This window comes from Janthinobacterium svalbardense (assembly GCF_002327145.1).
In the GTDB taxonomy this organism is placed as follows: Bacteria; Pseudomonadota; Gammaproteobacteria; order Burkholderiales; family Burkholderiaceae_D; genus Janthinobacterium; species Janthinobacterium tructae.
Genome location: NZ_CP023422.1, coordinates 5,491,975 through 5,513,986 on the forward strand (window position 1 = coordinate 5,491,975; position 22,012 = coordinate 5,513,986).

Annotated in this window: 21 protein-coding genes and 1 pseudogene; 16 read left to right on the plus strand and 6 right to left on the minus strand. The window is 62.9% G+C overall.

All coding sequences use genetic code 11. From position 1 onward, the window contains the following. Positions 1-167: 167 nt before the first annotated feature. From CNX70_RS24425 to CNX70_RS24440, 4 genes are all read right to left on the minus strand, one after another. Positions 168-1,157 (minus strand): quinone oxidoreductase family protein, encoded by a 990-nt coding sequence (locus tag CNX70_RS24425; protein ID WP_096237661.1) that lies wholly within the window; start codon positions 1,155-1,157, stop codon positions 168-170. 23 nt (positions 1,158-1,180) lie between these two features. Further along, complete coding sequence (locus CNX70_RS24430) at positions 1,181-1,570, minus strand: methylglyoxal synthase (RefSeq protein WP_096237662.1); 390 nt, start codon at positions 1,568-1,570, stop codon at positions 1,181-1,183. A 29-nt stretch (positions 1,571-1,599) separates the two neighbouring features. Further along, positions 1,600-2,520 (minus strand): DMT family transporter, encoded by a 921-nt coding sequence (locus CNX70_RS24435; RefSeq protein WP_096237663.1) that lies wholly within the window; start codon positions 2,518-2,520, stop codon positions 1,600-1,602. Positions 2,521-2,620: 100 nt separating this feature from the next. Further along, positions 2,621-5,104, minus strand: a complete 2,484-nt coding sequence (locus tag CNX70_RS24440) for an alkaline phosphatase D family protein (protein WP_244198946.1) — start codon at positions 5,102-5,104, stop codon at positions 2,621-2,623. Between the two features lie 144 nt (positions 5,105-5,248). Between CNX70_RS24440 and CNX70_RS24445 the strand changes: the two genes are divergently transcribed. The 14 genes from CNX70_RS24445 to CNX70_RS24510 all read left to right on the plus strand — a co-directional run bounded on the left by CNX70_RS24445 (position 5,249) and on the right by CNX70_RS24510 (position 17,453). Beyond that, the gene (locus tag CNX70_RS24445) at positions 5,249-5,974 is read left to right on the plus strand and encodes a YebC/PmpR family DNA-binding transcriptional regulator (protein ID WP_010401062.1); all 726 of its coding nucleotides are present in this window, start codon (positions 5,249-5,251) and stop codon (positions 5,972-5,974) included. 60 nt (positions 5,975-6,034) lie between these two features. Beyond that, positions 6,035-7,303 carry a phosphoribosylamine--glycine ligase gene (purD, locus tag CNX70_RS24450; RefSeq protein WP_096237665.1) on the plus strand — a complete coding sequence of 423 codons (1,269 nt, stop codon included), beginning with the start codon at positions 6,035-6,037 and terminating at the stop codon, positions 7,301-7,303. 88 nt (positions 7,304-7,391) lie between these two features. Beyond that, positions 7,392-8,138, plus strand: a complete 747-nt coding sequence (locus tag CNX70_RS24455) for a hypothetical protein (RefSeq protein ID WP_096237666.1) — start codon at positions 7,392-7,394, stop codon at positions 8,136-8,138. 83 nt (positions 8,139-8,221) lie between these two features. Beyond that, complete coding sequence (locus CNX70_RS24460) at positions 8,222-9,496, plus strand: hypothetical protein (RefSeq protein WP_096237667.1); 1,275 nt, start codon at positions 8,222-8,224, stop codon at positions 9,494-9,496. A gap of 16 nt (positions 9,497-9,512) precedes the next feature. Then, a complete protein-coding gene (locus CNX70_RS24465) occupies positions 9,513-10,160 on the plus strand; it encodes a hypothetical protein (RefSeq protein ID WP_096237668.1) in 648 nt (215 codons plus the stop codon). Then, complete coding sequence (locus CNX70_RS24470) at positions 10,157-10,960, plus strand: hypothetical protein (protein ID WP_096237669.1); 804 nt, start codon at positions 10,157-10,159, stop codon at positions 10,958-10,960. The genes CNX70_RS24465 and CNX70_RS24470 overlap by 4 nt, the downstream gene beginning before the upstream one ends. Before the next feature lie 101 nt (positions 10,961-11,061). Beyond that, positions 11,062-11,976 (plus strand): oxygen-dependent coproporphyrinogen oxidase, encoded by a 915-nt coding sequence (hemF, locus tag CNX70_RS24475; protein WP_096237670.1) that lies wholly within the window; start codon positions 11,062-11,064, stop codon positions 11,974-11,976. Then, positions 11,973-12,656, plus strand: a complete 684-nt coding sequence (gene nadD / locus CNX70_RS24480) for a nicotinate (nicotinamide) nucleotide adenylyltransferase (RefSeq protein ID WP_279629329.1) — start codon at positions 11,973-11,975, stop codon at positions 12,654-12,656. Before hemF ends, nadD begins: the two co-directional genes overlap by 4 nt. Continuing rightward, positions 12,657-13,343, plus strand: coding sequence for a ribosome silencing factor (gene rsfS, locus CNX70_RS24485; RefSeq protein WP_096237672.1), 687 nt, complete (start codon positions 12,657-12,659; stop codon positions 13,341-13,343). Positions 13,344-13,349: 6 nt separating this feature from the next. Next, a complete protein-coding gene (rlmH, locus tag CNX70_RS24490) occupies positions 13,350-13,820 on the plus strand; it encodes a 23S rRNA (pseudouridine(1915)-N(3))-methyltransferase RlmH (protein WP_034747108.1) in 471 nt (156 codons plus the stop codon). An 8-nt stretch (positions 13,821-13,828) separates the two neighbouring features. Continuing rightward, a complete protein-coding gene (locus CNX70_RS24495) occupies positions 13,829-14,449 on the plus strand; it encodes a Maf family protein (protein WP_096237673.1) in 621 nt (206 codons plus the stop codon). 43 nt (positions 14,450-14,492) lie between these two features. Then, positions 14,493-15,956, plus strand: a complete 1,464-nt coding sequence (gene rng / locus CNX70_RS24500; RefSeq protein WP_096237674.1) for a ribonuclease G — start codon at positions 14,493-14,495, stop codon at positions 15,954-15,956. Positions 15,957-15,958: 2 nt separating this feature from the next. Next, positions 15,959-16,747 carry a helix-turn-helix transcriptional regulator gene (locus CNX70_RS24505; RefSeq protein ID WP_096237675.1) on the plus strand — a complete coding sequence of 263 codons (789 nt, stop codon included), beginning with the start codon at positions 15,959-15,961 and terminating at the stop codon, positions 16,745-16,747. 79 nt (positions 16,748-16,826) lie between these two features. Continuing rightward, entirely contained in the window at positions 16,827-17,453 is a 627-nt protein-coding gene (locus CNX70_RS24510; protein ID WP_096237676.1) for a LysE family translocator, read from the plus strand. On the opposite strand, the gene CNX70_RS24515 is transcribed toward CNX70_RS24510, so the two are convergent. Next, positions 17,429-17,968 carry a hypothetical protein gene (locus CNX70_RS24515; RefSeq protein ID WP_244198947.1) on the minus strand — a complete coding sequence of 180 codons (540 nt, stop codon included), beginning with the start codon at positions 17,966-17,968 and terminating at the stop codon, positions 17,429-17,431. The genes CNX70_RS24510 and CNX70_RS24515 overlap by 25 nt on opposite strands. 72 nt (positions 17,969-18,040) lie before the next feature. Continuing rightward, positions 18,041-19,066, minus strand: a complete 1,026-nt coding sequence (locus CNX70_RS24520; RefSeq protein WP_096238666.1) for a LacI family DNA-binding transcriptional regulator — start codon at positions 19,064-19,066, stop codon at positions 18,041-18,043. Between the two features lie 206 nt (positions 19,067-19,272). On the opposite strand from CNX70_RS24520, the pseudogene CNX70_RS24525 reads away from it, so the two are divergent. Together CNX70_RS24525 and CNX70_RS24530 are read left to right on the plus strand one after the other, a co-directional pair. Then, positions 19,273-20,511, plus strand: a pseudogene (locus tag CNX70_RS24525) (malic enzyme-like NAD(P)-binding protein); the annotation flags it as partial. Positions 20,512-20,763: 252 nt separating this feature from the next. Further along, positions 20,764-21,978 (plus strand): O-antigen ligase family protein, encoded by a 1,215-nt coding sequence (locus tag CNX70_RS24530; RefSeq protein WP_096237679.1) that lies wholly within the window; start codon positions 20,764-20,766, stop codon positions 21,976-21,978. Positions 21,979-22,012 lie beyond the last annotated feature (34 nt).

A 22,012-nucleotide genomic window follows, 5' to 3' on the forward strand; every position in this document is an offset into this window, starting at 1 on the left:
CAATACAAAAAACCGGCTGGTGCAGCAATGCGCCAGCCGGTTTTTTTTCACCTACGAATAATACGCCTCGGCGGCAAAGGTGAGCACGCCGATCAGGGCCACGGCCAACACCAGCACGATCAGCAGGCGGCCGAATTTCGGCGTGCCGTCGTTTCCGCTGCCGCCGCTCATGGCACGATGATGGTCGAGCCGGTGGTCTTGCGCCCTTCCAGGTCCGTGTGCGCCTGGGCGATATTGGCCAGATTGTAGCGCTGGTTGATCTCGATTTTGACTTCGCCGCTGCTGACGACGCCGAACAGCGAGGCAGCCATCTCTTCCAGGTTCGCGCGGTTCGAGGCATAACTGAACAGGGCCGGGCGCGTGATGAAGAGCGAACCGCGCGAGGCCAGTTCACTGAGGGTGAACGCCGGCACGGGGCCGGAGGCGCTGCCGAAGCTGACCATCATGCCCAGCGGCGCCAGGCAGTCGAGCGAGCCCGCAAACGTATCCTTGCCGATGGAATCGTAGACCACGGAGACGCCCTTGCCGCCCGTGATCTCGCGCACGCGCTCGACGAAGTTTTCCGTGTTGTAGTTGATGACGTGGGCCGCGCCATGCGCCTTGGCCAGCGCCGCCTTTTCATCGGAACCGGCCGTGCCGATCAGGTTGACGCCCAGCACCTTGGCCCATTGGCAGGCGATCAGACCCACGCCGCCCGCCGCCGCGTGAAACAGGATGGTATCGCCCGCCTTCAGCGCCACCGTGCGGTGGAACAGGTATTGCACCGTCAAGCCTTGCAGCATCATGGCGGCGGCCGTATCGAAAGCGATGCGCTCGGGCAGCGCCAGCAGCAGGGCCGCCGGCAAGTTGCGCTGCTGCGCATACGCGCCATTGATGCGCGCCGCATACGCCACGCGGTCGCCCACCTTGACTTCCGTGACGCCCTCGCCCACCGCCTCGACGATACCCGCGCCCTCCACCCCCAGGCCATTGGGCAGCGGCTGCGGATACAGACCCGTGCGGAAATACACGTCGATGAAATTGAGGCCGATGGCCTCGTGTTTCACGCGCGCCTCGCCGGGGCCGGGCGGCGGCAGTTCCACATCCACGTATTCCATCACTTCCGGGCCGCCCACGCGCTGTACGCGGATGGCCTTGGTGGTAATTGTTGCGCTCATGCTCATCTCCTTGTCTGGGTGAATCAGGCGGCAGCAACGGCCAGCGCCTGCAGCTGCGACAGCACCAGGTGCGCCGACGACAGATTCGTCGCGCACGCCACGTTGTGCACGTCGCAGGCGCGCACCAGGGCATTGATGTCCGGCTCGTGCGGCTGCGGCGTCATCGGGTCGCGCAGGAAGATCACGCAATCGATCATGCCTTCCACCAGCAGCGAGCCGATCTGCAAGTCGCCGCCGAAGGGGCCCGAATGCTTGCGCTCCACTTGCAAGCCCAGCTCGTTGATCAAGCGGCCGCCCGTGGTGCCCGTGGCCGACAGTTCGCACCCCTTCAAAAAGTCCAAATATTCGCCCGCCAGGGTAATCATGTCATCTTTTTTCTTGTCGTGGGCAATCAGGGCGATGCGTGTTTTCATGTTGAGAGCATTTTCAGTGGGTGGGGGAATTATTTCTTTTTCGATAGCAAGTAAATACCGGCCAATACCAGGCTGGTGCCAGCCAGTTGCCAGTTGGTGATCGGCTCATCGAGAATCATGGCGCCCAAGAACAGGGTCGACACGGGGCCGATCATGCCCGCCTGCGAGGCGACGGGCGCGCCGATGCGTTCGACGGCGATCATCGTCATGAAGACGGGCATGACCGTGCAAAAGATACCATTGAGCAAGGACAGACCATACACGGGCATGGGCTGGATCAGCAGTTCGACGGGACGCAGAATGAAAAACTGGGCGATGCAGGCAAAGCTGGCCACGCACATCGCGTAGCTGACCAGGCGCATGGAGCCAATGCGTTTCACCAGTTCGCCCGAGCCCAGCAGATACACGGCATACGAACAGGCCGAACCCAACACGAGAGTCGAGCCCAGCGCCACATTGCTGGCGCCGCCCTGCAAGTCGTGCACGAACACCAGCACGATGCCGCAATACGAGGTGAGCAAGGCCAGCCACTGCAAGCGGCTGATGCTCTGCTTGAAGTACACGGTGGTAATCAAGAGCACGAAAGTGGGCGTGAGAAACAGGATCAAGCGCTCCAGCCCAACGGAAATATATTGCAGGCCCAGGAAGTCCAGATAGCTGGACAGGTAGTAGCCGACCAGGCCCAGCCCGACCAGGCGCCAGCGGTCGCTGTTCGACAACGGCGGCTGCGTGCGCATTTTCCACCAGGCGATGACGGCGAACACGGGCAGAGAGAAAATCATCCTGAAGGCGATCAGGGTGACGGCGTCGATCTGGTAGCGGTACAGCAGCTTGGCGACGATGGCCTTGGTGGAAAACAGCACCGCCCCGCCCACGGCGATGGCCAGGCCACCGAGGTAGACGGAACGGGGAATAGATGGAGGAGTTGCTTGCGGGGAACTGGAGCTCATGCCCAGATTGTAATGGCAAAAGCGAAAGCAAGCTGATAACCCCAACGGCAAATACCGGGGTCGGACCCTGAGGGTCCGACCCCAGTCCTTGCATTTTGGGTTAGGAAATAACCACCGCCACCGTCCCAGCATTGACCGTCGCCGTCGTCACCCGCGCAATCACGTTCGATGGCGCCGCCGTGCCGATCAACTTGTTGACTTGCTTGAACTGCGCCGCCAGCTTGCCCGGCGTCAAGGTGACCACCGTGTAACCCTGCGCATCCGTATTCAGGTGCTTGATCCATGGATTGTTGCCCAGGCCGGACAATTGCTGCGCCAGGCCCAGCAAGGTCGCGCTGAAGTCGGTGCTTGCTTTCAAGCCCGCCTGCACGGCCGCTACCGTCGCGTCGAGCTGCGCTTCCGGCACGCCCTTGGCGGCCAGCGCGCCGCGCAGCTGCACGCGCAACTGCTCCAGCAGGCTGTCGACGGTGGGCGCCGCCTTGCCCATGGTGTAGTCGAGCAGGTTGACGTCGAGATTGACGGTGCCCAGGCCCGTGACGGGAATGGCCAGCGGGTAGCTGACGAGGGTGCCGATATCGCCCATGGTGCCGGCGGCCGACTTCAGGTAGCTGAAGAAAGAATCCGAGCTGACGCCGGCCGACACCAGGTCCACCATCACGGGCGTGCCACCGCCAGCGGCGTCGAAATCGTCGCTGACGGTGCCGGCAAAAAACGAGTGGATATCACCGGTCAGCGCCACCACGTTGCCGATGGCATTCGTTTTCAGGTGCGCCATCAGGTTCTTGCGTTCGCTGTTATAGCCATCCCACTGGTCGCAATTGAGCAGGAAACGCGTGAAGAACGGCGCCAGCGCCGCTTGCTGGCCGGAAGCGGCGACAAAGCTTGAGGCGGCGCCCTTGGTTTGCACGTCGGGCTTGATCCAGCCGAAGGCGATCACTTGCGCGGCGGCGGCCGGCGAGCCGCTGTTGTAGGCGGCCACCGTGATGCCGGCCTGGGCCGCGCTCAAGCCGGCGCCCACGGCTGCGGCACCCTGCGCGCCGGCATTCGCGGCGGCAGCGGCAATCGCCATGGCCGCTGCCTGCGCCACGCCAGACGACGCGCCCGCCGTCGAAGCGGCCACGATGGCGGACGCCAGCGGCACGCTGCCGCCCACCAGTGGCAGGGTGCTGGCAATGGCCTTGCCCACGTTCGACATGGCGCTCAAGGCCAGCAAGGTGGCAATCGCATCCGTGCCATTCAGGCCCATGCGCAGCAAGGACACTTCATTGCCCCACAGCTTCCAGGTCGACGTGGCCGCCTTCATCTTGCTTTTCCACCAGTCGCGCTGGGTCGTGCCCAGCATGCCGACGGCGGCCAGCGGGTCCGTGCCGGCTTTCGTGGCGGCCGCCATTTTCTGCCCTTCCACGCTGTCGAACAGCGCTTGCGGCACCAGGTAGCGGCTGCCGATGCTGCCCAGCGGCTTGCCCGTGGCCGGATTGATGGTCGACTCGGCGATCGCATGGTCGGCGCGGTACAGGCGCTCATCCGTCATCACCAGCTGCATCAGTTTGCCGAACTGGAAATCACGGTAGATCTGGATATTCTGGAACGTTGTTGCGGCGGCGTCAAACGTGACGTCGGCCGGCATGTATTCGAACCAGGCCTGGTTGGCGCTGCGGCGGCGCGCCGGCTGGTGCAAATCGCTGCCATCTGTCGCCACGATGCCGTCATAGGTGGACGCGTCCTGCCAGGCGTCGTCCGTAAACTCATGGTCGTCCCAGACGGCGATGAAGGCGAAGCGCTCATGCACGGCTTGCAGGCGCGTATCGGTGCGGTATTTTTTGTACAGGTAGCGGTAATCGGCCACCGTGGTGGCGTACTTGGCGCCCGCGCTGCCGCTCTTGAACGTGCCATCGGGCAATTTCAGCTGGTCGTGGCGGCTTTCCACGGCGCCGCTCTGGAAGGCCTCGCCCACCGTTTCATAGATGTAATCGCCCAGGTGGACGATGAAATCGAGCGTTTCGTTGGCGGCGATGTGCGACAGCGCACCCCAGTGGTTGATGCTCCAGTCCTGGCATGTCAGGTAGGCGAACTGCAACTGCGCTACGTCGCTAGTGGCGGCAGGCGCCGTCTTGAAGCGGCCCACGTTCGAGCGCACGTCGCCGGCGATGAACTGGTAAAAATACACCTGACCCGGCTGCAATCCCGTCACCTTGTGGCGCAGGGTATTGTCGAAATCGGCTTTCAGCGGCAGCTTGGCGTCGACGATGGGCGTGCCGGCCAGGGCCGTGTTGCTGCCCAGGGCGGCCGTATTGTCGCTGGCGCTGACGATCAGGCGCACGGCCACGTCGGACTTGCCGGCCACAGCGGGCGCGACGGCGTCAAAACTGGCGGGCACAACGCGCGTCCACAGCATGGCGCTGTCGGCGCGCGGATCGCCCGAGGCCACGCTTTGCGGGAATTTCCAGTCGCTGCCCGAGGCCAGCGGTACGCCAGGATCGCTGTAATCGGTGCTGCCGCAGGCGGCGAGGCCGACGGTGGCCACCGACACGGTAATAAAGCCACCCAATTTCAGAAATTGCCGCCTGTCCATTTGACTTGCCATGATGTCGCGCCCTCGATATAGTGAAAGCGCGTCACTTTAGCAACAGTTTGTGTCATCCTGATGACGGGGCCATGCCGCTTGGCCGGGGGCCGATATGCTAAAATGTCGGCCACAATTGAACACCTAGTCTAAGGAAGATTCGACATGGCAGGACATAGCAAATGGGCCAATATCAAGCATAAAAAGGCTGCCACCGATGCCAAGCGCGGCAAAATCTGGACGCGCCTGATCAAGGAAATCACGGTCGCGGCCCGCATGGGCGGCGCCGACGCGATCACCAATCCGCGCCTGCGCCTGGCGGTCGACAAGGCGGCTGACGCGAATATGCCGAAAGACAACGTCCAGCGCGCGATCAACCGCGGCAGCGGCGGCGTCGATGGCGCCAACTATGAAGAAGTGCGCTACGAAGGCTACGGCGTGGGCGGCGCGGCCGTCATCGTCGAATGCATGACCGACAACAAGGTGCGTACGGTAGCCGAAGTGCGTAACGCCTTCAACAAGAATGGCGGCAACATGGGCAATGAAGGCTCCGTCGCCTTCATGTTCCAGCATTGCGGCCAATTGCTGTTCGCGCCGGGCACCGACGAAGACAAGCTGATGGAAGCGGCCCTGGAAGCGGGCGCCGACGACGTCATCGCCGATGAAGAAGGCGGCTTCGAAGTGCTCACTCCCGTGCACGATTTCGCCACCGTCAAGGAAGCGCTGGAAGCGGCCGGTTTCAAGGCCGAAGTGGCCGAAGTCATCATGAAGCCGGCGACGGAAACCGTCTACGCGGGCGACGACGCCATCAAGATGCAAAAGCTGATCGATGCGCTGGAGCTGCTGGACGATGTCCAGGAAGTCTTTACCAACGCCCTCATCGAGAATTAATCACTCTGCACACAAGGGCGGCACCGCCGCCCTGCAACCCACCTTGAACGAACGGTCCCTATGAAAATTCTGGTAGTCGGCTCTGGCGGCCGCGAACACGCCCTGGCCTGGAAACTGGCCCAGTCCGAACGCATACAGATGGTGTATGTCGCGCCGGGCAACGGCGGCACCGCGCGCGATGCGCGCCTGGTCAATCTCGACATCAGCGACCCGCAATTGCTGGCCGACTTCGTTCAGCAGGAACACATCAGCCTCACGGTCGTCGGCCCGGAAGTGCCGCTGGCGGCAGGCATCGTCAACCTGTTCCGCTCGCGCGGCCTGAAAATCTTCGGCCCGACGAAAGAAGCGGCGCAGCTGGAATCGTCGAAAGACTTCGCCAAGGCCTTCATGCAGCGCCACGGCATCCCGACAGCCGCCTACCAGACGTTTTCCGACGTCGCTCCCGCGCATGCCTACATCGATGCCATGGGCGCACCGATCGTCATCAAGGCCGACGGCCTGGCCGCCGGCAAGGGCGTGGTCGTTGCCATGACCCTGGAAGAAGCGCACCAGGCGGTCGACATGATGCTGTCCGATAACCAGTTCGGCGACGCAGGCGCGCGCATCGTCATCGAGGAATTCCTCGCCGGCGAAGAAGCCAGCTTCATCGTCATGTGCGACGGCAAGAACATCCTGCCTCTGGCCACCAGCCAGGACCATAAACGCCTGAAGGACCACGATCAGGGGCCGAACACGGGCGGCATGGGCGCGTATTCGCCAGCACCGATCGTCACGCCGGCCATGCATGCGCGCGTCATGCGCGAGATCATCGTTCCAACCATCCAGGGCATGGCCAAGGACGGCATCACGTTTACGGGCTTCCTGTACGCGGGCCTGATGATCGACGACAAGGGCACGCCGAAGACGCTGGAATTCAACTGCCGCATGGGCGACCCGGAAACGCAACCGATCATGGCGCGCCTGAAGACCGACCTGGTCACCGTCATGGAACATGCCGTCAACGGCACGCTCGATGCGGTGGAACTGGAATGGGACCGCCGCACGGCTGTCGGCGTCGTCATGGCCGCTGCCGGCTACCCGGACGATCCCGTCAAGGGTACGCCGATTGGCGACATCCCGGCCGAAACGCTTGACTCCGTCACCTTCCATGCGGGCACCCGCATCGAGGGCGAACGCCTGGTCACCAACGGCGGGCGCGTGCTGTGCGTGGTCGGCCTGGGCGACAGCATCAAGATGGCGCAAAAGCAGGCATATGAAACGGTGGAAAAAATCCATTTCGACGGCGCGCAGTACCGCCGCGACATCGGCTGGCGCGGTTTGAAGCATTGATCGCTCCATAGCGATCACACGACGGGCCGGCGCGGAATGCATTCGCCCCGGCCCGTTTTCATTTTGATTGCCCCCCCCATTCCTCGCCATGACCATTCCAACCGGCCTTGCCGCACCAGACAACGATGCCCCGGTGAGCCCCCTGACCTGGCTGACGCTTGCCTCGCTGCTCGTCGCCGGCCTGGCTTGGTACTGGTTCAGCAGCTATGCGGTACCGCGCTGCGACACCAGACAAACCGTGGCCGCGGTCACGGATGGCAAATTCAGCCTGCACGATGTCAAGCAGGCCGGCTATGCCTGGTCGCAAAAAACCCGTGGCTGCCTGGGCACCGTCATGCAGGACGGCAAGCCGCTGCAATACGCCTGGACCATTTCGCGTGTGGAAGGCCGCCGCAAAAGCCGCCTGGAGTATGACCACGCGCATCCGGGCATCGTGCAAACGCGCTTTGCCGACATCGCCTGGCATGGCGGCTTTGCGCAGCAGGGCCAGCCCATCGGGCGCGATGGGCTGAAGAATGCAGTACTGGCCGGCATGGATGCACTGCGCGGCAAGCCGCTCTACCATGTCAACCTCAACGCAGTGGTGTCGCCGCAGCACTACCGTGAAATTGGCGATATTGTAGCGCTGGCACCATGCAAGGAAGTATTGCCTGGCGTGGTTTCCTGCCGCCTGCTGCTGGCCCGCAACGACCTTGCACCCGCTGCCGCGACAAAGGTGCTGGCCGTCTCGGTGCTGCAGCAAGGCGACTTTACTTTCCAGCGCAGCAAAGATGGCAAGAACTGGTCAGTAACACCCCAGTTCAGGACAGAACTGGATCAGGCGCCACTTCAATAGTACGCTAGGGAAACGAGATTGCATTGTAAAATTTATCATCTTAAATTTTGATAAACCCATTCCCGATGACAAGCAATCTCCCCGTGTCCACGCATACTTCCGTCGAGGCGCTGCATGTGCTGAAGCTGCTCACGCGCCGCCAGCGTGAGCAGGCGCTGGCGCATCCCGACTTGCCGCAGCTTGCCATCGGTACGCCGCTACCCGACACCTTGCTGTGGTTGTACCGGCGCCAGATCGTTACGTCCGAGGATGTGACGAGCCTGTCGTCGAGCGTGGCGCGCCACTTCAGCGGCGACGAGCTGGCACTGCGCTTGTCGATCTTGCAGCAGGTGGTGGAGGTGCTCAATCGCGAATCGCTCGATCATCTGCGCGACGAAGCGATCATTACGCCAGAGCTTTATCAACAGGCGCTGCCGCACCTGCCCGGCGACGTTCTGCTGCCCACGCCGGGCGAAGCGCTGAACTGGATGCTCCATGTGGGGCTGCTGCCGCGCGCGCAGTTCAAGACCACGGTGCAGCGCATCGAGGCCGGCGGCAGCGACGATGCAAAGCGCGTGGTCCGGCATGCGCAAGCGCGCCAGGATGAACATAAAAAGGCGGTACGCGGCGTGGTCCTCGACGGTTTGTTTCCCGGCTCGCGCCTGGCCTGGCTGATCGGCGCGCCGCTGGCGCTGGCCGGCATGGTCTGGTATGTGATGAGCGGCAATTCCGTGCCCGAGTGCGACTCCACCGACACGCTCACCACCATGACACGCATGCTCAACAAGGCGGCGCCGGAAGGCACGGGCAAAGCAAGCCTGCAAGACGTGAAAGAAGCCGGTTACGCCTCGTCACAGCATATCCGTGGCTGCCTGGCCACGATAGCACTCGATGGCAAGAAGATGGGCTATGCCTATACCGTCGCGCGCGACGACAGCGGCAGCAAGAGCCGCATCAGCTATACGGGTGCGCAACCGTTGCTGGTCAAGGCGCGCTTTGGCACCATCCGCGATGGCGACTTTGCCCAGCAAGCCAAGCCCCTGGGGCGCGAGGCGCTGGAAAAGGCTTTCCGCGACGGCATGGATGGTGCGCGCATCATGCCCCAGCCACGGCAAGCGTTTTCGCTGACGCAATCGATGGAGCGCACGCGCGAAATCGCCGAAATCGAACCGCTGGCGCCATGCAAGGAAATCTCGCCGGGCATCTATTCCTGCCGCCTGCTGATCGAACGCAATGACGCCTTGCTGGGCATGCTCAACGGCGGCACGGCGGTGATGCAGGAAGGCGAGTTTACCTTCCAACGCGACGCTGCCGGCAATGGCTGGTCGGTAACGCCACAATTTGCCCTGGAGCTGCGCCAGGCCAAAATAAAAGAGTAAATAAAAGAGTAAATTCATGCATACCGAACCACCCCACGCATCGCTGGACCAGCTGCACCAGCTGGGCCTGATCACCGCGCAGGAACTCGACGAGGCCAACTCGGAACGCGATGTCGCCGCCCATGAGCGCCTGCACCCGCCCGAGGAGCCGGTCGACATGCCGGAACTGGCGCAGGACGCCGACCTGGTCACCACCCTGGGCTGGCTGCTGCTGACCGATCTGCTGCCCAAGAATGACTTCGACAAGCGCGCGGCCACACTGCCACCCCGGCAACAGGCGCTGGCAGCAGAGGGGGTGCGGTACTACAACCGCCGCGAGGTCGACGCCTTGTACGAGCTCGATTTGCTGAACCAGTTCCAGCGCGATGCTGCACATGCGGCGGTGCCGGCCGACCGCATGTTGTATACGCCGTGGATCGCCATGCGCTGGCTGGTGGTAAACGACATCCTGCCGACGGCGCAGTTCGAGGCGCTGGAAGTGCACGTGCGTGAACATGGCAGCGCACTGGCGCGCGAAATCATGGAAGCGTCCAGGCTGCGTCATGGTCACGACCGCATCCCGTACAAGCGGCCACCGGCCTGGAAAAGCGCCTTGATCGTGCTGGGCATGATCCTGGTGATGTCCGTGCTTTACGGGGTTGTGACCGGAGGCCTGCGGCCATGAGCACCGATCCGCGCCTCAAACCGCTCGGCGAACTGCGGCAACTGGACCTGATCACCAGCGACGAATACGACGATACGCTGGCCGAGCTGCAGATCATTGAGATCCAGCGCGCGCACAACGCCGCCGAAGACATCGATGTGCCCGAACTGGCGATGAATGCCGACCAGATCAAGACGCTGGCCTGGCTGCTGAGCGCCGAACTGGTGCCCGAGGAGCGTTTTTTCAGGACGCTGCGCAAGCTGCCCGCCGATGAACCACGCCGGCAACTGGCCAGCGCCGCGCTGCGGCAGGTGAACCGGCAAGCGGTCGATGCGCTGTACCAGCAGAACCTGATCAACGCCTGGCAGCGCGACGCCGCCCACGACAGCCTGCCGGCCGATCACCTTGCCGCCACGCCCGTCACGGCCTTGCGCCAGATGCTGAAACAGGGCACGCTATCGCCGCTGCAATACAAGGAGCTGCAAGCGCGCACGCGCGCGAACGGCTCGCAACTGGCGCGCTTGATCGTCGACGCCGCCGGCAAACCGCCGACTCAATATGGCCGGCCCCGCCCGCGCCCTTCCACCATCATGGCTGCGGCACTGCTGCTGGCGATACTGACGATGCTGACGTATGCAGGACGCGCATGGTTCAAGCGCGAGCAAGCAGTGCCTGTGGCACCGCTGGCGCAGCCGGCCGACACGATCGAACGCACGGACCTGCAACAGCGCGCGGCAAGCATGGTGGAGGGCGCCCGCCAGCCAGGCGCGGATGCGCCCCAATTTGAGGTGCAGGTAATACAGGACAAGCCGCCTCAGTAAAGCAGGGCCGGCAACAGCATCGCCGGTTTTGCTATCACAAAAATCCGTTACAGGGTACAATCCGTCCTTACTTTTTTATTTCGGCCTCGTCGGCCCACGCGATGTCGTCAACTCCCTCTCCTTCGGCCGTCAAAGCCTATTTGCTCGATTTGCAAAGCCGTATCGTGCAGGCGCTCGAAGCGCAGGACGGCAAGCCGTTCCTGACCGATGCCTGGCAGCGCCCCGAGGGCGGTGGCGGCATTTCGCGGCTGATCGAGGAAGGCAATGTGTTCGAGCGTGGCGGCGTGAATTTTTCGCACGTCACCGGCGCCGCACTGCCGCCATCGGCCGCAGCCGCGCGCCCTGAACTGGGTGGCAAGGCATGGGAAGCGATGGGCGTGTCGCTGGTGCTGCATCCGCGCAATCCCTACGCACCGACGGTGCACATGAACGTGCGCTTTTTCAGCACCGTGAATGCCGATGGCGCTCCCGTATGGTGGTTCGGCGGCGGCATGGATTTGACGCCGTACTACGGCGACGCGGGCGACGTGAAGCACTTTCACCAGGTATGCCATGCTGCGCTGGCGCCGTTTGGCGCGCAGCTGCATCCGAAGTTCAAGCAGTGGTGCGATGATTATTTCTACCTGAAGCACCGGCGCGAAGCGCGCGGCGCCGGTGGCATCTTCTTCGACGACTTCAATGCCCTGGGCTTTGACGACAGCTTTGCCATGCTGCGCAGCGCCGGCGACGCCTTCATCGACGCGTATGTGCCGATCCTGGCGCGGCGCAAGGACACGCCCTACGGCGAACGCGAACGCGATTTCCAGTGCTACCGGCGCGGACGCTATGTCGAGTTCAACCTGGTATTCGACCGCGGCACCCTGTTCGGCCTGCAGTCGGGCGGACGCACCGAGGCGATCCTGATGTCGATGCCGCCCGTGGTCAAGTGGCGCTACGACTGGCACCCGGAAGCGGGCAGTCCCGAAGCGGCGTTGTATACTGACTTCCTCGTGCATCGCGACTGGCTGCAGGCGTGACCGAAGTTGGCACGGCGGGTAGTACGGCATGCGTGGCGCTGCTGGGTGGCAGCTACGATCCGGTGCACATGGGCCATGTCGCGCTGGGCACGCATTTTTCCAGCCTGCTGCACGCCGATGAGCTGCGCGTGATTCCGGCGGGCGCGCCCTGGCAAAAGAGCAAGCTGGGCGCCACCGGCCAGCAGCGCGCCGAGATGGCCGGCCTGGCTTTTGCCGGCCTGTCCTTGCCCGTGGTGATCGACCGCCAGGAAATCGAGCGCAGCGAACATGGCCAGGCCAGCTACACCATCGATACCTTGCGCCAGGTACGCGCCGAGCTGGGCGCGCGCGCTTGCATCGTTTTCCTGATGGGCGCCGACCAGCTGCAGCGGCTCGCGACATGGCGCGAATGGCAGCAATTATTTGAATACGCGCATATCTGCGTCGCGGCCCGCCCCGGCTTCGCGCTGAATGACACAGCAGTACCGCAAGTGGTCGCCGACGAATTTTCGCGCCGCCTGGGGTCGCTGGACAGCATCCGCAACACGCCGCACGGTCTGACTTATCTGGCACAGGACTTCGCGGTGGATATCTCCGCCACCGAAATACGTGCGGCATTACAACGGGGGAATCGGGCAAACTCGCTTGTTTCCCCGCTAGTGCTAGACTATATTGAACAACATAATTTATACAAAAGCTAAATGGACATCAAAAAACTGCAAACCCTCGTCGTTGACGCCCTTGAAGACGTCAAAGGCCAAGACATCGCCGTCTTCGAAACGAGTCACCTGACCAGCCTGTTCGACCGCATCGCGATCGTCTCCGGTACCTCGAACCGTCAAACCAAGGCGCTGGCCGCCTCGGTGCGCGACAAGGTCAAGGACGCTGGCGGCCAGATCATCGGCATGGAAGGCGAGGAAACGGGTGAATGGGTGCTGGTCGATCTGGGCGACATGATCGTCCACATCATGCAAGCGCCTATCCGCGCCTACTACCGCCTGGAAGAAATCTGGGGCGACACCCCGATCAAGCTCGGTGCCGCCAAGCGCGCGCCGAAAAAAGCCGGCGACGATGAGCCGAAGAAAATCAGCGGCCATCTGGCGGCGAGCAAGGCCAAGGTCGAAGTTTCGCCTGTGATCGAAAAGAAAACACCAGCGAAGAAAGCCACGACAGCCTCCGCCGCCAAGAAAGCCCCGGCGAAAAAAGCCGCCTCGAAAGCTGTCGGCAAGACCGTGAAAATCGCACCGACCAAGACCGAAGCGGCTGCCGTGAAAGCCTTGAAAGCGCTGCCAGAGAAAAAAGTGCGCACCCCGCGCGCGGCCAAACCGGCAGCCGATGCTGCACCGGCAAAAACCGTGATCAAGCGTATCAAAAAAGTCGAAGCGTAAGCCTCGATGCAGCTCATCATCGCTGCGGTCGGCCATAAAATGCCGGCCTGGATAGAGACGGGCTTCGCGGAATACGCGAAGCGCATGCCGCCGGAACTGCGCATCGTGCTGAAAGAAATCAAGCCGGTGGAGCGTTCCGGCAGCAAGACCGCCGCTACGGCGATGGCGCTGGAACGCGAACGCATCGAAGCCGTCCTGCCCAAGGGCGTGCGCATCATCGCCCTCGACGAACGTGGCAAGGATCTGACCAGCGTCGGCCTGTCGCAGCAGTTGATGGCGTGGCAGCAGGATGGCCGCGACACCGCCTTTTTGATCGGCGGTGCCGACGGCCTCGATCCGCAGCTCAAGGCGCGTGCCGAAGGCATGCTGCGCATTTCCAGCATGACCCTGCCGCACGGCGTGGTGCGCGTGATCCTCGCCGAGCAGCTGTATCGTGCCTGGTCGATCACGCAAAACCACCCCTACCACCGCGTCTGAACTCCCCCATGAAAACGGCTGATCACAAGATCTACCTCGCTTCCAAAAGTCCGCGCCGGCGCGAATTGCTGCGCCAGATCGGCATCGATTTCGAATTGCTGCTGCTGCGCAGCGATGGCCCGCGCGGCGCCGACGTCACCGAGGAAGTCCTTCCCGGCGAATCGGCGCTCGACTATGTCGCCCGCGTGGCGAATGAAAAAGCCGCCTTCGCCTGGGACCTGGTGCGCCGCCGCCACCTGACCCCGCGCCCCGTGCTGGCGGCCGACACCACCGTCACCATCGACGGCGTCATCCTCGGCAAGCCGGCCGACCGGGCGGAAGCTGTGGCGATGCTGCAGCAGCTGTCGGGCCGCACGCATCAGGTACTCACCTCGATCGCCGTGCACTACAAGGACTTCGCCGAGCAGCACACGCAGGTGTCGCAAGTGCGCTTCGGCGTGCTCTCGCCCGCGTCCATCGCCGCGTATTGCGCCACGCCGGAGCCGTACGACAAGGCCGGCGGCTACGGCATCCAGGGCAGCGCCGCGCTGTTCGTCGAACATATCGAAGGCAGCCATTCCGGCATCATGGGCCTGCCCCTGTACGAGACGGCGCAATTGCTGCGTGAAGCAGGTTTGCCCCTGCCCTGATCCCGGGTATGATGTCATTCGTTGCCTCCACTACCGCGCCTCCATGAACGAAGACATCCTGATCAATATCACGCCGCAAGAAACGCGCGTCGCCCTCATACTCCAGGGCGCCGTGCAGGAATTGCACATCGAGCGCACGCTCACGCGCGGCCTGGCCGGCAATGTGTATTCCGGCAAAGTGGTGCGGGTATTGCCGGGCATGCAATCGGCCTTCATCGACATCGGCCTGGAACGCGCCGCCTTTCTGCACGTGGCCGACATCTGGGAAGCGCGCGGTCACGAGGGCCAGAACGCCACGCCCGCTCCCATCGAAAAAATCCTCTTTGACGGCCAGGTGCTGACGGTGCAGGTGATCAAGGATCCGATCGGCACCAAGGGGGCGCGCCTGTCGACGCAGATTTCCATCGCCGGGCGCATGCTGGTGTACCTGCCGCAAGACAAGCACATCGGTATCTCGCAGAAAATCGAAAAGGAAGCGGAACGCGAGCAATTGCGCGTGCGCCTGCAAAGCCTGCTGCCGCCCGATGAAAAGGGCGGCTACATCGTGCGCACCATGGCCGAGGACGCTTCCGACGCAGACCTGAAGGCGGACGTCGACTACCTGCGCAAGACCTGGAGCACGATCACGCACGGCGCACGCACGCGTCCCGCCACCAGCCTGCTGCACCAGGACTTGAGCCTGGCGCAGCGCGTGCTGCGCGACTTCGTCGGCGATGAAACGGCCACCATCCAGGTCGACTCGCGCGAAAACTATGTGAAATTGCGCGAATTCGCGGAAATCTACACGCCAAGCGAACTGACGCGCCTGCAGCACTACACGGGCGAGCGCCCCCTGTTCGACCTGTACGGCGTGGAAGAAGAGATTCTGCGCGCACTGGGCCGCAGAGTCGACCTGAAATCGGGCGGCTACCTGATCGTCGACCAGACGGAAGCGATGACCACCATCGACGTCAACACGGGCGGCTTTGTGGGTGGACGCAATTTTGCCGACACGATTTTCAAGACCAACCTGGAAGCGGCGCACGCCATCGCGCGCCAGCTGCGCCTGCGCAACCTGGGCGGCATCATCATCCTCGACTTCATCGACATGGACAATGCCGAGCACCGCAACGCCGTGCTGGCCGAGCTGAAACGCACGCTGTCGCGCGACCGCACCAAGGTGTCGGTGAGCAATTTCTCGCCGCTGGGCCTGGTGGAAATGACGCGCAAGCGCACGCGCGAGTCGCTCGCCCACATCCTGTGCGAGCCGTGCCCCGCCTGCGCCGGCAAGGGACAAGTCAAGACCTCGCGCACGATCTGCTATGAAATCCTGCGCGAACTGCTGCGCGAAGCGAAACAGTTCAACCCGCGCGAATTCCGCATCCTCGCCTCGCAAGAAGTCGTGGATTTGTTTTTAGAGGAAGAATCGCAGCACCTGGCCATGCTCGGTGATTTCATCGGCAAGAAAATTTCGCTGCAGGTGGAAAATGCCTACCACCAGGAGCAATACGACGTGATTCTGATGTAGCCATGCCGGGCACTGCCTTCTTCTGGCGCGGCCCGGCGCTGCCCCACGTGGAGAGCCGGCGCGCCTGCCACAGCCGGGCGTGCTACAAGCCGCACAGCCATCCCACGTTTTCGATTGGCGCCGTCGACGCTGGCGGTAGCATCTTTACGGGCAGCAAAGACGGCAAGGTCGCCCTCGGCAATGGCAGCCTGGTGCTGGTGCCGGCCGGCTGCGTGCACGCCTGCAATCCCCTGCCTGACGCCTTCTGGAGCTACCAGATGCTGCATCTCGATGCGCAATGGCTGCAAGCACACGCGCCGGCGCTCGATGGCGACACGGCGACGGTGTTGCACTGCCCGCGGCTGTACGCGCAATTTTGCGCCATGCATGCGCTGCTGTTTTCAAGCGCCGGCGCAGCAGAGAAGGATGCTGCGCTGCTGGCGTTCCTGGGCGCTTGCGCCGATACCCGTGCAGACCTGCTGCCATCGGAACGCAAGCCGCTGCCGCTGCAACTGGCGCGCGTGCTCGAAACGCTGCAGGCGCGCCCTTCGGCCAGCCTGCGGCAACTGGCGCAAGCGGCGGGCCTGAGCCCTTATCAATTGATCCGCGCTTTTCGCGCCGCCACGGGCATGACGCCGCATGCCTACCAGCTCAATATGCACGTCAACCGCGCGCGCAGCCGCTTGCAGACGGGGGCAGCGTTGGCTCAACTGGCGCATGAGCTGGGTTTTGCCGACCAGAGCCATCTGCAGCGCGTCTTCAAGGCGCATGCAGGCATCACGCCGGGGCGCTATCGCGGCCAGGGCAGCTGAGACGCCCGCAATTTTCTTCAATACAGACTGTCGTCAGCCCCGGCATACTCGCGCATCGCCATTGCCGGAGCCAAACTCCATGCAGGATTTCCTCTTCATCGCCGCCGCCCACTTTCTTTCCCTGCTGTCGCCCGGTCCCGATTTTTTCCTGATCGCACGCACCTCGCTGGCCCACGGCTGGCGCGGTGCCGCTGGCACATGCGTGGGCATTACGCTGGCCAATGCGGTGTTTATCGTGGCGGCGTTTGCGGGACTATCGGTGCTCAAGGCGGGTAGTACAGCATTTCTGGTGGTGCGACTGGCCGGATGCGCCTATCTGCTATACCTGGGCTGGCTGTTCTTGCGCCATGCGGGCAAGAGCAGCCTGGATGCAAAGCCCGCCACCGGCAAGGCGCGCTGGCGCGGCGGTGTCGCGATGGGATTTGTCTCCGCCATCCTGAACCCGAAGAATGCGCTGTTCTACGTCAGCCTGGCCACCGTGCTGGCCGCCAGGCAGACGAGTCCCGTTGCGATGGTGGCGTATGGCGCGTGGATGATTTTTGCCGTGCTGGCGTGGGATATGGCGGTGGCGCTGGCCATCGGCAGCAGCGCCCTGCGGCAGCGCTTTGCGCGCGCGCTGCCGCTGCTGGAACGGCTGTCGGGCGTGATGCTGATCGTGCTGGCGGTGGTGCTGCTGGCGGATCAGGCTGGCAATGGATCCAGGTAAAACACGGCGTACACTTTCAGTGGCGACGTCTCTGTCGCTTTTTCCGAGCGCACGACGGAGCAGTCGTCGGCGGCCAGGCTGCGCCAGTTCTGGATGCCCGCCTTGGCGAACATCGCGTGGGCCGGGGCATTGGCGGCCAGGTCCAGCACCAGGCAGGCGTTGCGCGGGCCGGCGCCGTAGTTGACGGCGCGGATCTCGATGCCGAAGGTCGTCATCCACGGTTCCCACAGGCCTTTTTCCTTGCCGGCGGCAATACGCTCCAGCATTTCGCCAAAGCTCAAGCCTTTCTTGACAGTGTCGCGCAGGGCTTGCAACGACGGCGCCAGACGGGGATCGGGCTGCTTGTTGCCAGCGCGAATTTCGGCGATCGCCTTCAATTCCTTGATGATGGCCGCATCGCGCTCCGTGTAATCGCGCATGCGTGCGTAAAACTCGGCATCGAGGAAAGGATTGACGGTCAGCTTGGCGACGCCCTCTTCGCGGCGTTTCGGGGAAGGCGTGGTGGTTTTGGTCATGGCGGTGGAGGGCAAAATACGTTGAGGGGCGCCAGTGTACCACCTTGCAGCGGCGCGGCCACTGGTGTTGCATCAGCCCCTGGGAGCGGCCGTCGATTCGCGCACCACCAGTTCGGGTTTCAGGCGCACATCGAGCACCGCGGAATCGGGCGAGGCGATGGTTTGCAGGATCAGCCGCGCCGCTTCCGTGCCGATGCCGTGGTGGCGGATGCGGATGGTGGTGAGCGGCGGACGGATCATGTCCATGTACGGCATGTCGTTGTGGCCCACCACGGAAATATCTTCCGGGCAGCTCAAGCCCAGTTCGCGGATGGCATCGTAGCAGCCGATGGCCACCAGGTCGCTGCCCGTCACCACGGCCGTCGTCTGCGGCGACTGGCGCAACAGCGCCAGCAGGGCCGCCTTGCCGCATTCGCGCGAATAGCCGCTGCTTTCAAACACGAACGCTTGCGAGGGATCGAGTTCGCTGGCCTGGATGGCGGCCAGGAAACCGAGGCGGCGCACATGCCCCGTGGACAGGTTTTCCGGGCCGGCAATGTGCGCGATATGGCGGTGGCCCAGCGCCAGCAAGTGCTCGACGGCCAGGCGCATGCCGACCACGTCGTCGCTGACGACGCAGGAAGCAACGCCCGTCTCGTCGCTGCGGTTGACGGTGACGACAGGCACATTCTGGTCGATGCACATCTTGATGACAGGATCGTGGCGCCGTGCGGTAGCCAAAATCAGGCCGTCGACCTGCTGCCCCAGCAGCCGGTTGATGACGAACAGCTGCTCTTCCTCGTCGGCACCGACGTTGGCGACGATGGCCAGATAGCCATGCTTGCGCAAGCCTTCCTCGATGCCCAGCAGAATCGGTGGAAATACCGCATTGGTAATGTCGGGCAAGACCACGCCGATGATGCGCGACTTGCGCGTGACCAGGGTGGAGGCGGCGCGATTGGGCCGGTAGCCGAGCCGGCCCGCTTCGGCCAGCACACGCGTGGCCACCTCGGCGCTGACCATTTGCCGCGTTGCCGGGTTCATCACGCGCGAGACGGTGGAAAAGTGCACGCCGCTGGCCCGCGCGACGTCGCTTAAGGTGGGGTTCTTGTTTGTCATGGGCTTCCCGGATCGCAATACGCTGATTTTATCGCAAAAAATGCCCATGCCGTCAAAAACCGAGCAAACGCTTGCATTGTAATAATGCCGTTGCCCAAAGCGGTTTTGAGACTCTTAAGTACAATCCAGCCTTGACAGCGTGCAAACGCTTGCATAACATGACCCGGATTGACCACTCGGGCCTGGTTGCCCTTCCCAGAATTCTTATGTCTACTTCCCACAGCAAGCACGCCGAACAGAACGGCGAAACCTTCAACCTGAAAGAAGCCGCCCTCGCCTATCACGCGGAACCCCGCGCAGGCAAGATTTCCGTGACGCCAACCAAACCACTGGGCGACGCCCGTGCCCTGACCCTGGCGTACTCGCCGGGCGTGGCCTTTGCCTGCGAAGCCATCGTGGAAGATCCGCGCACGGCCGGCATCTACACCTCGCGCAGCAACCTGGTGGCCGTGATCACGAATGGCACGGCGGTGCTGGGCCTGGGCGATATCGGCCCGCTGGCCAGCAAACCGGTGATGGAAGGCAAGGCTTGCCTGTTCAAGCAATTTGCCGACGTCGACGTGTTCGACATCGAACTGGCGGAGAACGATCCCGACCTGTTCATCGACACCGTGGTGCGCATGGAGCCGACCTTCGGCGGCATCAACCTGGAAGACATCAAGGCGCCCGATTGCTTCTATATCGAGCAGCAATTGCGCAAGCGCATGAACATTCCGGTCTTCCACGACGACCAGCACGGCACGGCCATCATCGTCGCAGCCGGCATCCTGAACGGCCTGGAACTGGTGGGCAAGGATATCGGCAATGTGAAAGTGGCCGTCTCGGGCGCCGGCGCAGCGTCGATTGCCTGCCTCGACCTGCTCGTCTCGCTAGGCCTGAACAAGTCGCTGCTGAAAGTGTGCGACAGCCAAGGCGTGATCTACCCGGGCCGCGATGCCAGCATGGAAGAGAACAAGGCGCGCTACGCGAACGACACGAGCGACCGCGACCTGGCCGACGCCATGCTCGGCGCCGACATCTTCATCGGCGTCTCGAAGGGCGGCGTGGTCAGCGCACAGATGGTCGAATCGATGGCCGCCAAGCCTTTGATCTTCGCCCTGGCCAATCCGCATCCGGAAATCGCCCCGGAAAAGGTGCATGCCGTGCGCGACGACGCCATCGTGGCCACGGGCCGCTCGGATTACCCGAACCAGATCAACAACGTGCTGTGCTTCCCGTACATCTTCCGCGGTGCGCTCGACGTGGGCGCCACCACCATCAACGAAGAGATGAAGCTGGCCTGCGTGCGCGCCATCGCCGCGCTGGCAAAAGAACCATTGCCGGGCCACACCACCAGCGCGCTGACGCCGCTGCAACTGATACCGTCGCCGTTCGACGAGCGCCTGCGCAGCTGGGTCGCGCCTGCCGTGTCGCAAGCGGCCATCGCCACCGGCGTGGCCACGCGCGTGCCAGCCAGCGCCTGAAACGCATGACCGGCCTGCCGGGCTTGGCAAAATAACAGCAAGTTACCATTGCTTACAAAAAAACCATGGCTAAAAACCATGGTTTTTTTCATTTCGCCCTTGAGACCACCCATATAGTTATCGAAGAGTAAATTCCCGCTGAGCGTTTTTGCTGCCACCTTCGATTACAATGACGCCTACTTTATGTTGCTACAGTTGCCATAATGGCGACGTCGTGCGTTACCAAGGATATTCATGTTCGGCCTGACTTCTGTTTGTGTTTTTCTTTTTTTGGCATTGGCGCTGGCTGTCAACAGCGGATACTCCCTTGGCGCGCTGCTACTGCTGCTGGCCAGCAGCTGGCTGCTATGGAAACGCCCCCGCCTGCATCTGCAGCGCCGGGACTATCTGCTGATGGGCGTGATGCTGGCTTACTTCCTTATTTTCACCGCCAATATGCTGTACCACGGCGATCCTGGACGCGAATTCGACATACCATTGAGGGCGCTGCTGGCCGTGCCGGTACTGCTGCTGCTGCTGGCTTATCCGCCGCGGCCAGAGGCTTGGTGGAGCGGTGTCCCCATCGGAGCCGTTGCCGGAGCCGCACTGGCTTTTTGGCAACTCATTATACTGAACGTGGAACGCCCCCAGGCGGCAACAAGCAACGCTATCCATTACGGCAATGTGAGCATGTTGCTAGGCATGCTATCGCTGAGCGGCCTGGTCTGGGCCCGCGAACAACGCCACCGCGCGGCATGGTCTGCACTCTTGCTGGTCGGCGGCCTGGCCGGGATACTCGGCTCTGTCGTCAGCGGCAGCCGCAGCGGCTGGCTGGCCTTGCCCGTTTGCGCTGGCATCATTGCCCTGCATTACGCGAAAAAGGATGGCAAACGCTATATCGCCAGCGCGGCCATCGCGATCGTCGCGCTGGGTGCGGTCACTTACTCCATGCCTGATTCCCAGATACGCAAGCGCATGCATGCCGCTGTGGAGGAGACGCAGAATTTTGAACATGGCGCCGATCTCAAATGGTCGTCTGTCGGACAGCGCCTGGAAATGTGGCGCACGGCCTTGCTGATATCGCGTGACCATTTGGTGGTGGGCATAGGCCGTACCGGTTACCTGGAAGCGAAGCGCGTGCTGGTGGCGGAAGGTAAGATGAGCAATGTCATCAGCGACTACACGAATGCGCATAACGACTATCTCGACACCTTGGTTAAACGCGGCATCACCGGCGCAATGGCCCTGCTGGCCCTGTTCCTTGTACCGCTGGCTCTCTTCGCGCGCGCCTTGCGGCGCGGCAGCGCCGCGGCCCAGCCCTATGCGCTGGCCGGCGTGGTGCTATGCACGTGCTACATGATTTTTGGCCTGACAACGAACTCGCTCACCTTAAATATCGGCATCATCATGCTGGTTTTCCCGATGGTGATATTGTGGTCCATGCTGCGCCAGCAAGAACGCACTTCCTGAGCTCGTTTTCCGCCTGACCGTTTTTGCTGTCCCC

What these genes read in the sequence shown, in the direction of transcription:
- CNX70_RS24425 (WP_096237661.1), bottom strand. Translation starts at nt 1,157, where the DNA reads ATGAGCGCAACAATTACCACCAAGGCCATCCGCGTACAGCGCGTGGGC.
- CNX70_RS24430 (WP_096237662.1), bottom strand. Translation starts at nt 1,570, where the DNA reads ATGAAAACACGCATCGCCCTGATTGCCCACGACAAGAAAAAAGATGAC.
- CNX70_RS24435 (WP_096237663.1), bottom strand. Translation starts at nt 2,520, where the DNA reads ATGAGCTCCAGTTCCCCGCAAGCAACTCCTCCATCTATTCCCCGTTCC.
- CNX70_RS24440 (WP_244198946.1), bottom strand. Translation starts at nt 5,104, where the DNA reads ATGGCAAGTCAAATGGACAGGCGGCAATTTCTGAAATTGGGTGGCTTT.
- CNX70_RS24445 (WP_010401062.1), top strand. Translation starts at nt 5,249, where the DNA reads ATGGCAGGACATAGCAAATGGGCCAATATCAAGCATAAAAAGGCTGCC.
- purD (WP_096237665.1), top strand. Translation starts at nt 6,035, where the DNA reads ATGAAAATTCTGGTAGTCGGCTCTGGCGGCCGCGAACACGCCCTGGCC.
- CNX70_RS24455 (WP_096237666.1), top strand. Translation starts at nt 7,392, where the DNA reads ATGACCATTCCAACCGGCCTTGCCGCACCAGACAACGATGCCCCGGTG.
- CNX70_RS24465 (WP_096237668.1), top strand. Translation starts at nt 9,513, where the DNA reads ATGCATACCGAACCACCCCACGCATCGCTGGACCAGCTGCACCAGCTG.
- CNX70_RS24470 (WP_096237669.1), top strand. Translation starts at nt 10,157, where the DNA reads ATGAGCACCGATCCGCGCCTCAAACCGCTCGGCGAACTGCGGCAACTG.
- hemF (WP_096237670.1), top strand. Translation starts at nt 11,062, where the DNA reads ATGTCGTCAACTCCCTCTCCTTCGGCCGTCAAAGCCTATTTGCTCGAT.
- rsfS (WP_096237672.1), top strand. Translation starts at nt 12,657, where the DNA reads ATGGACATCAAAAAACTGCAAACCCTCGTCGTTGACGCCCTTGAAGAC.
- rlmH (WP_034747108.1), top strand. Translation starts at nt 13,350, where the DNA reads ATGCAGCTCATCATCGCTGCGGTCGGCCATAAAATGCCGGCCTGGATA.
- CNX70_RS24495 (WP_096237673.1), top strand. Translation starts at nt 13,829, where the DNA reads ATGAAAACGGCTGATCACAAGATCTACCTCGCTTCCAAAAGTCCGCGC.
- rng (WP_096237674.1), top strand. Translation starts at nt 14,493, where the DNA reads ATGAACGAAGACATCCTGATCAATATCACGCCGCAAGAAACGCGCGTC.
- CNX70_RS24505 (WP_096237675.1), top strand. Translation starts at nt 15,959, where the DNA reads ATGCCGGGCACTGCCTTCTTCTGGCGCGGCCCGGCGCTGCCCCACGTG.
- CNX70_RS24510 (WP_096237676.1), top strand. Translation starts at nt 16,827, where the DNA reads ATGCAGGATTTCCTCTTCATCGCCGCCGCCCACTTTCTTTCCCTGCTG.
- CNX70_RS24515 (WP_244198947.1), bottom strand. Translation starts at nt 17,968, where the DNA reads ATGACCAAAACCACCACGCCTTCCCCGAAACGCCGCGAAGAGGGCGTC.
- CNX70_RS24520 (WP_096238666.1), bottom strand. Translation starts at nt 19,066, where the DNA reads ATGACAAACAAGAACCCCACCTTAAGCGACGTCGCGCGGGCCAGCGGC.
- CNX70_RS24530 (WP_096237679.1), top strand. Translation starts at nt 20,764, where the DNA reads ATGTTCGGCCTGACTTCTGTTTGTGTTTTTCTTTTTTTGGCATTGGCG.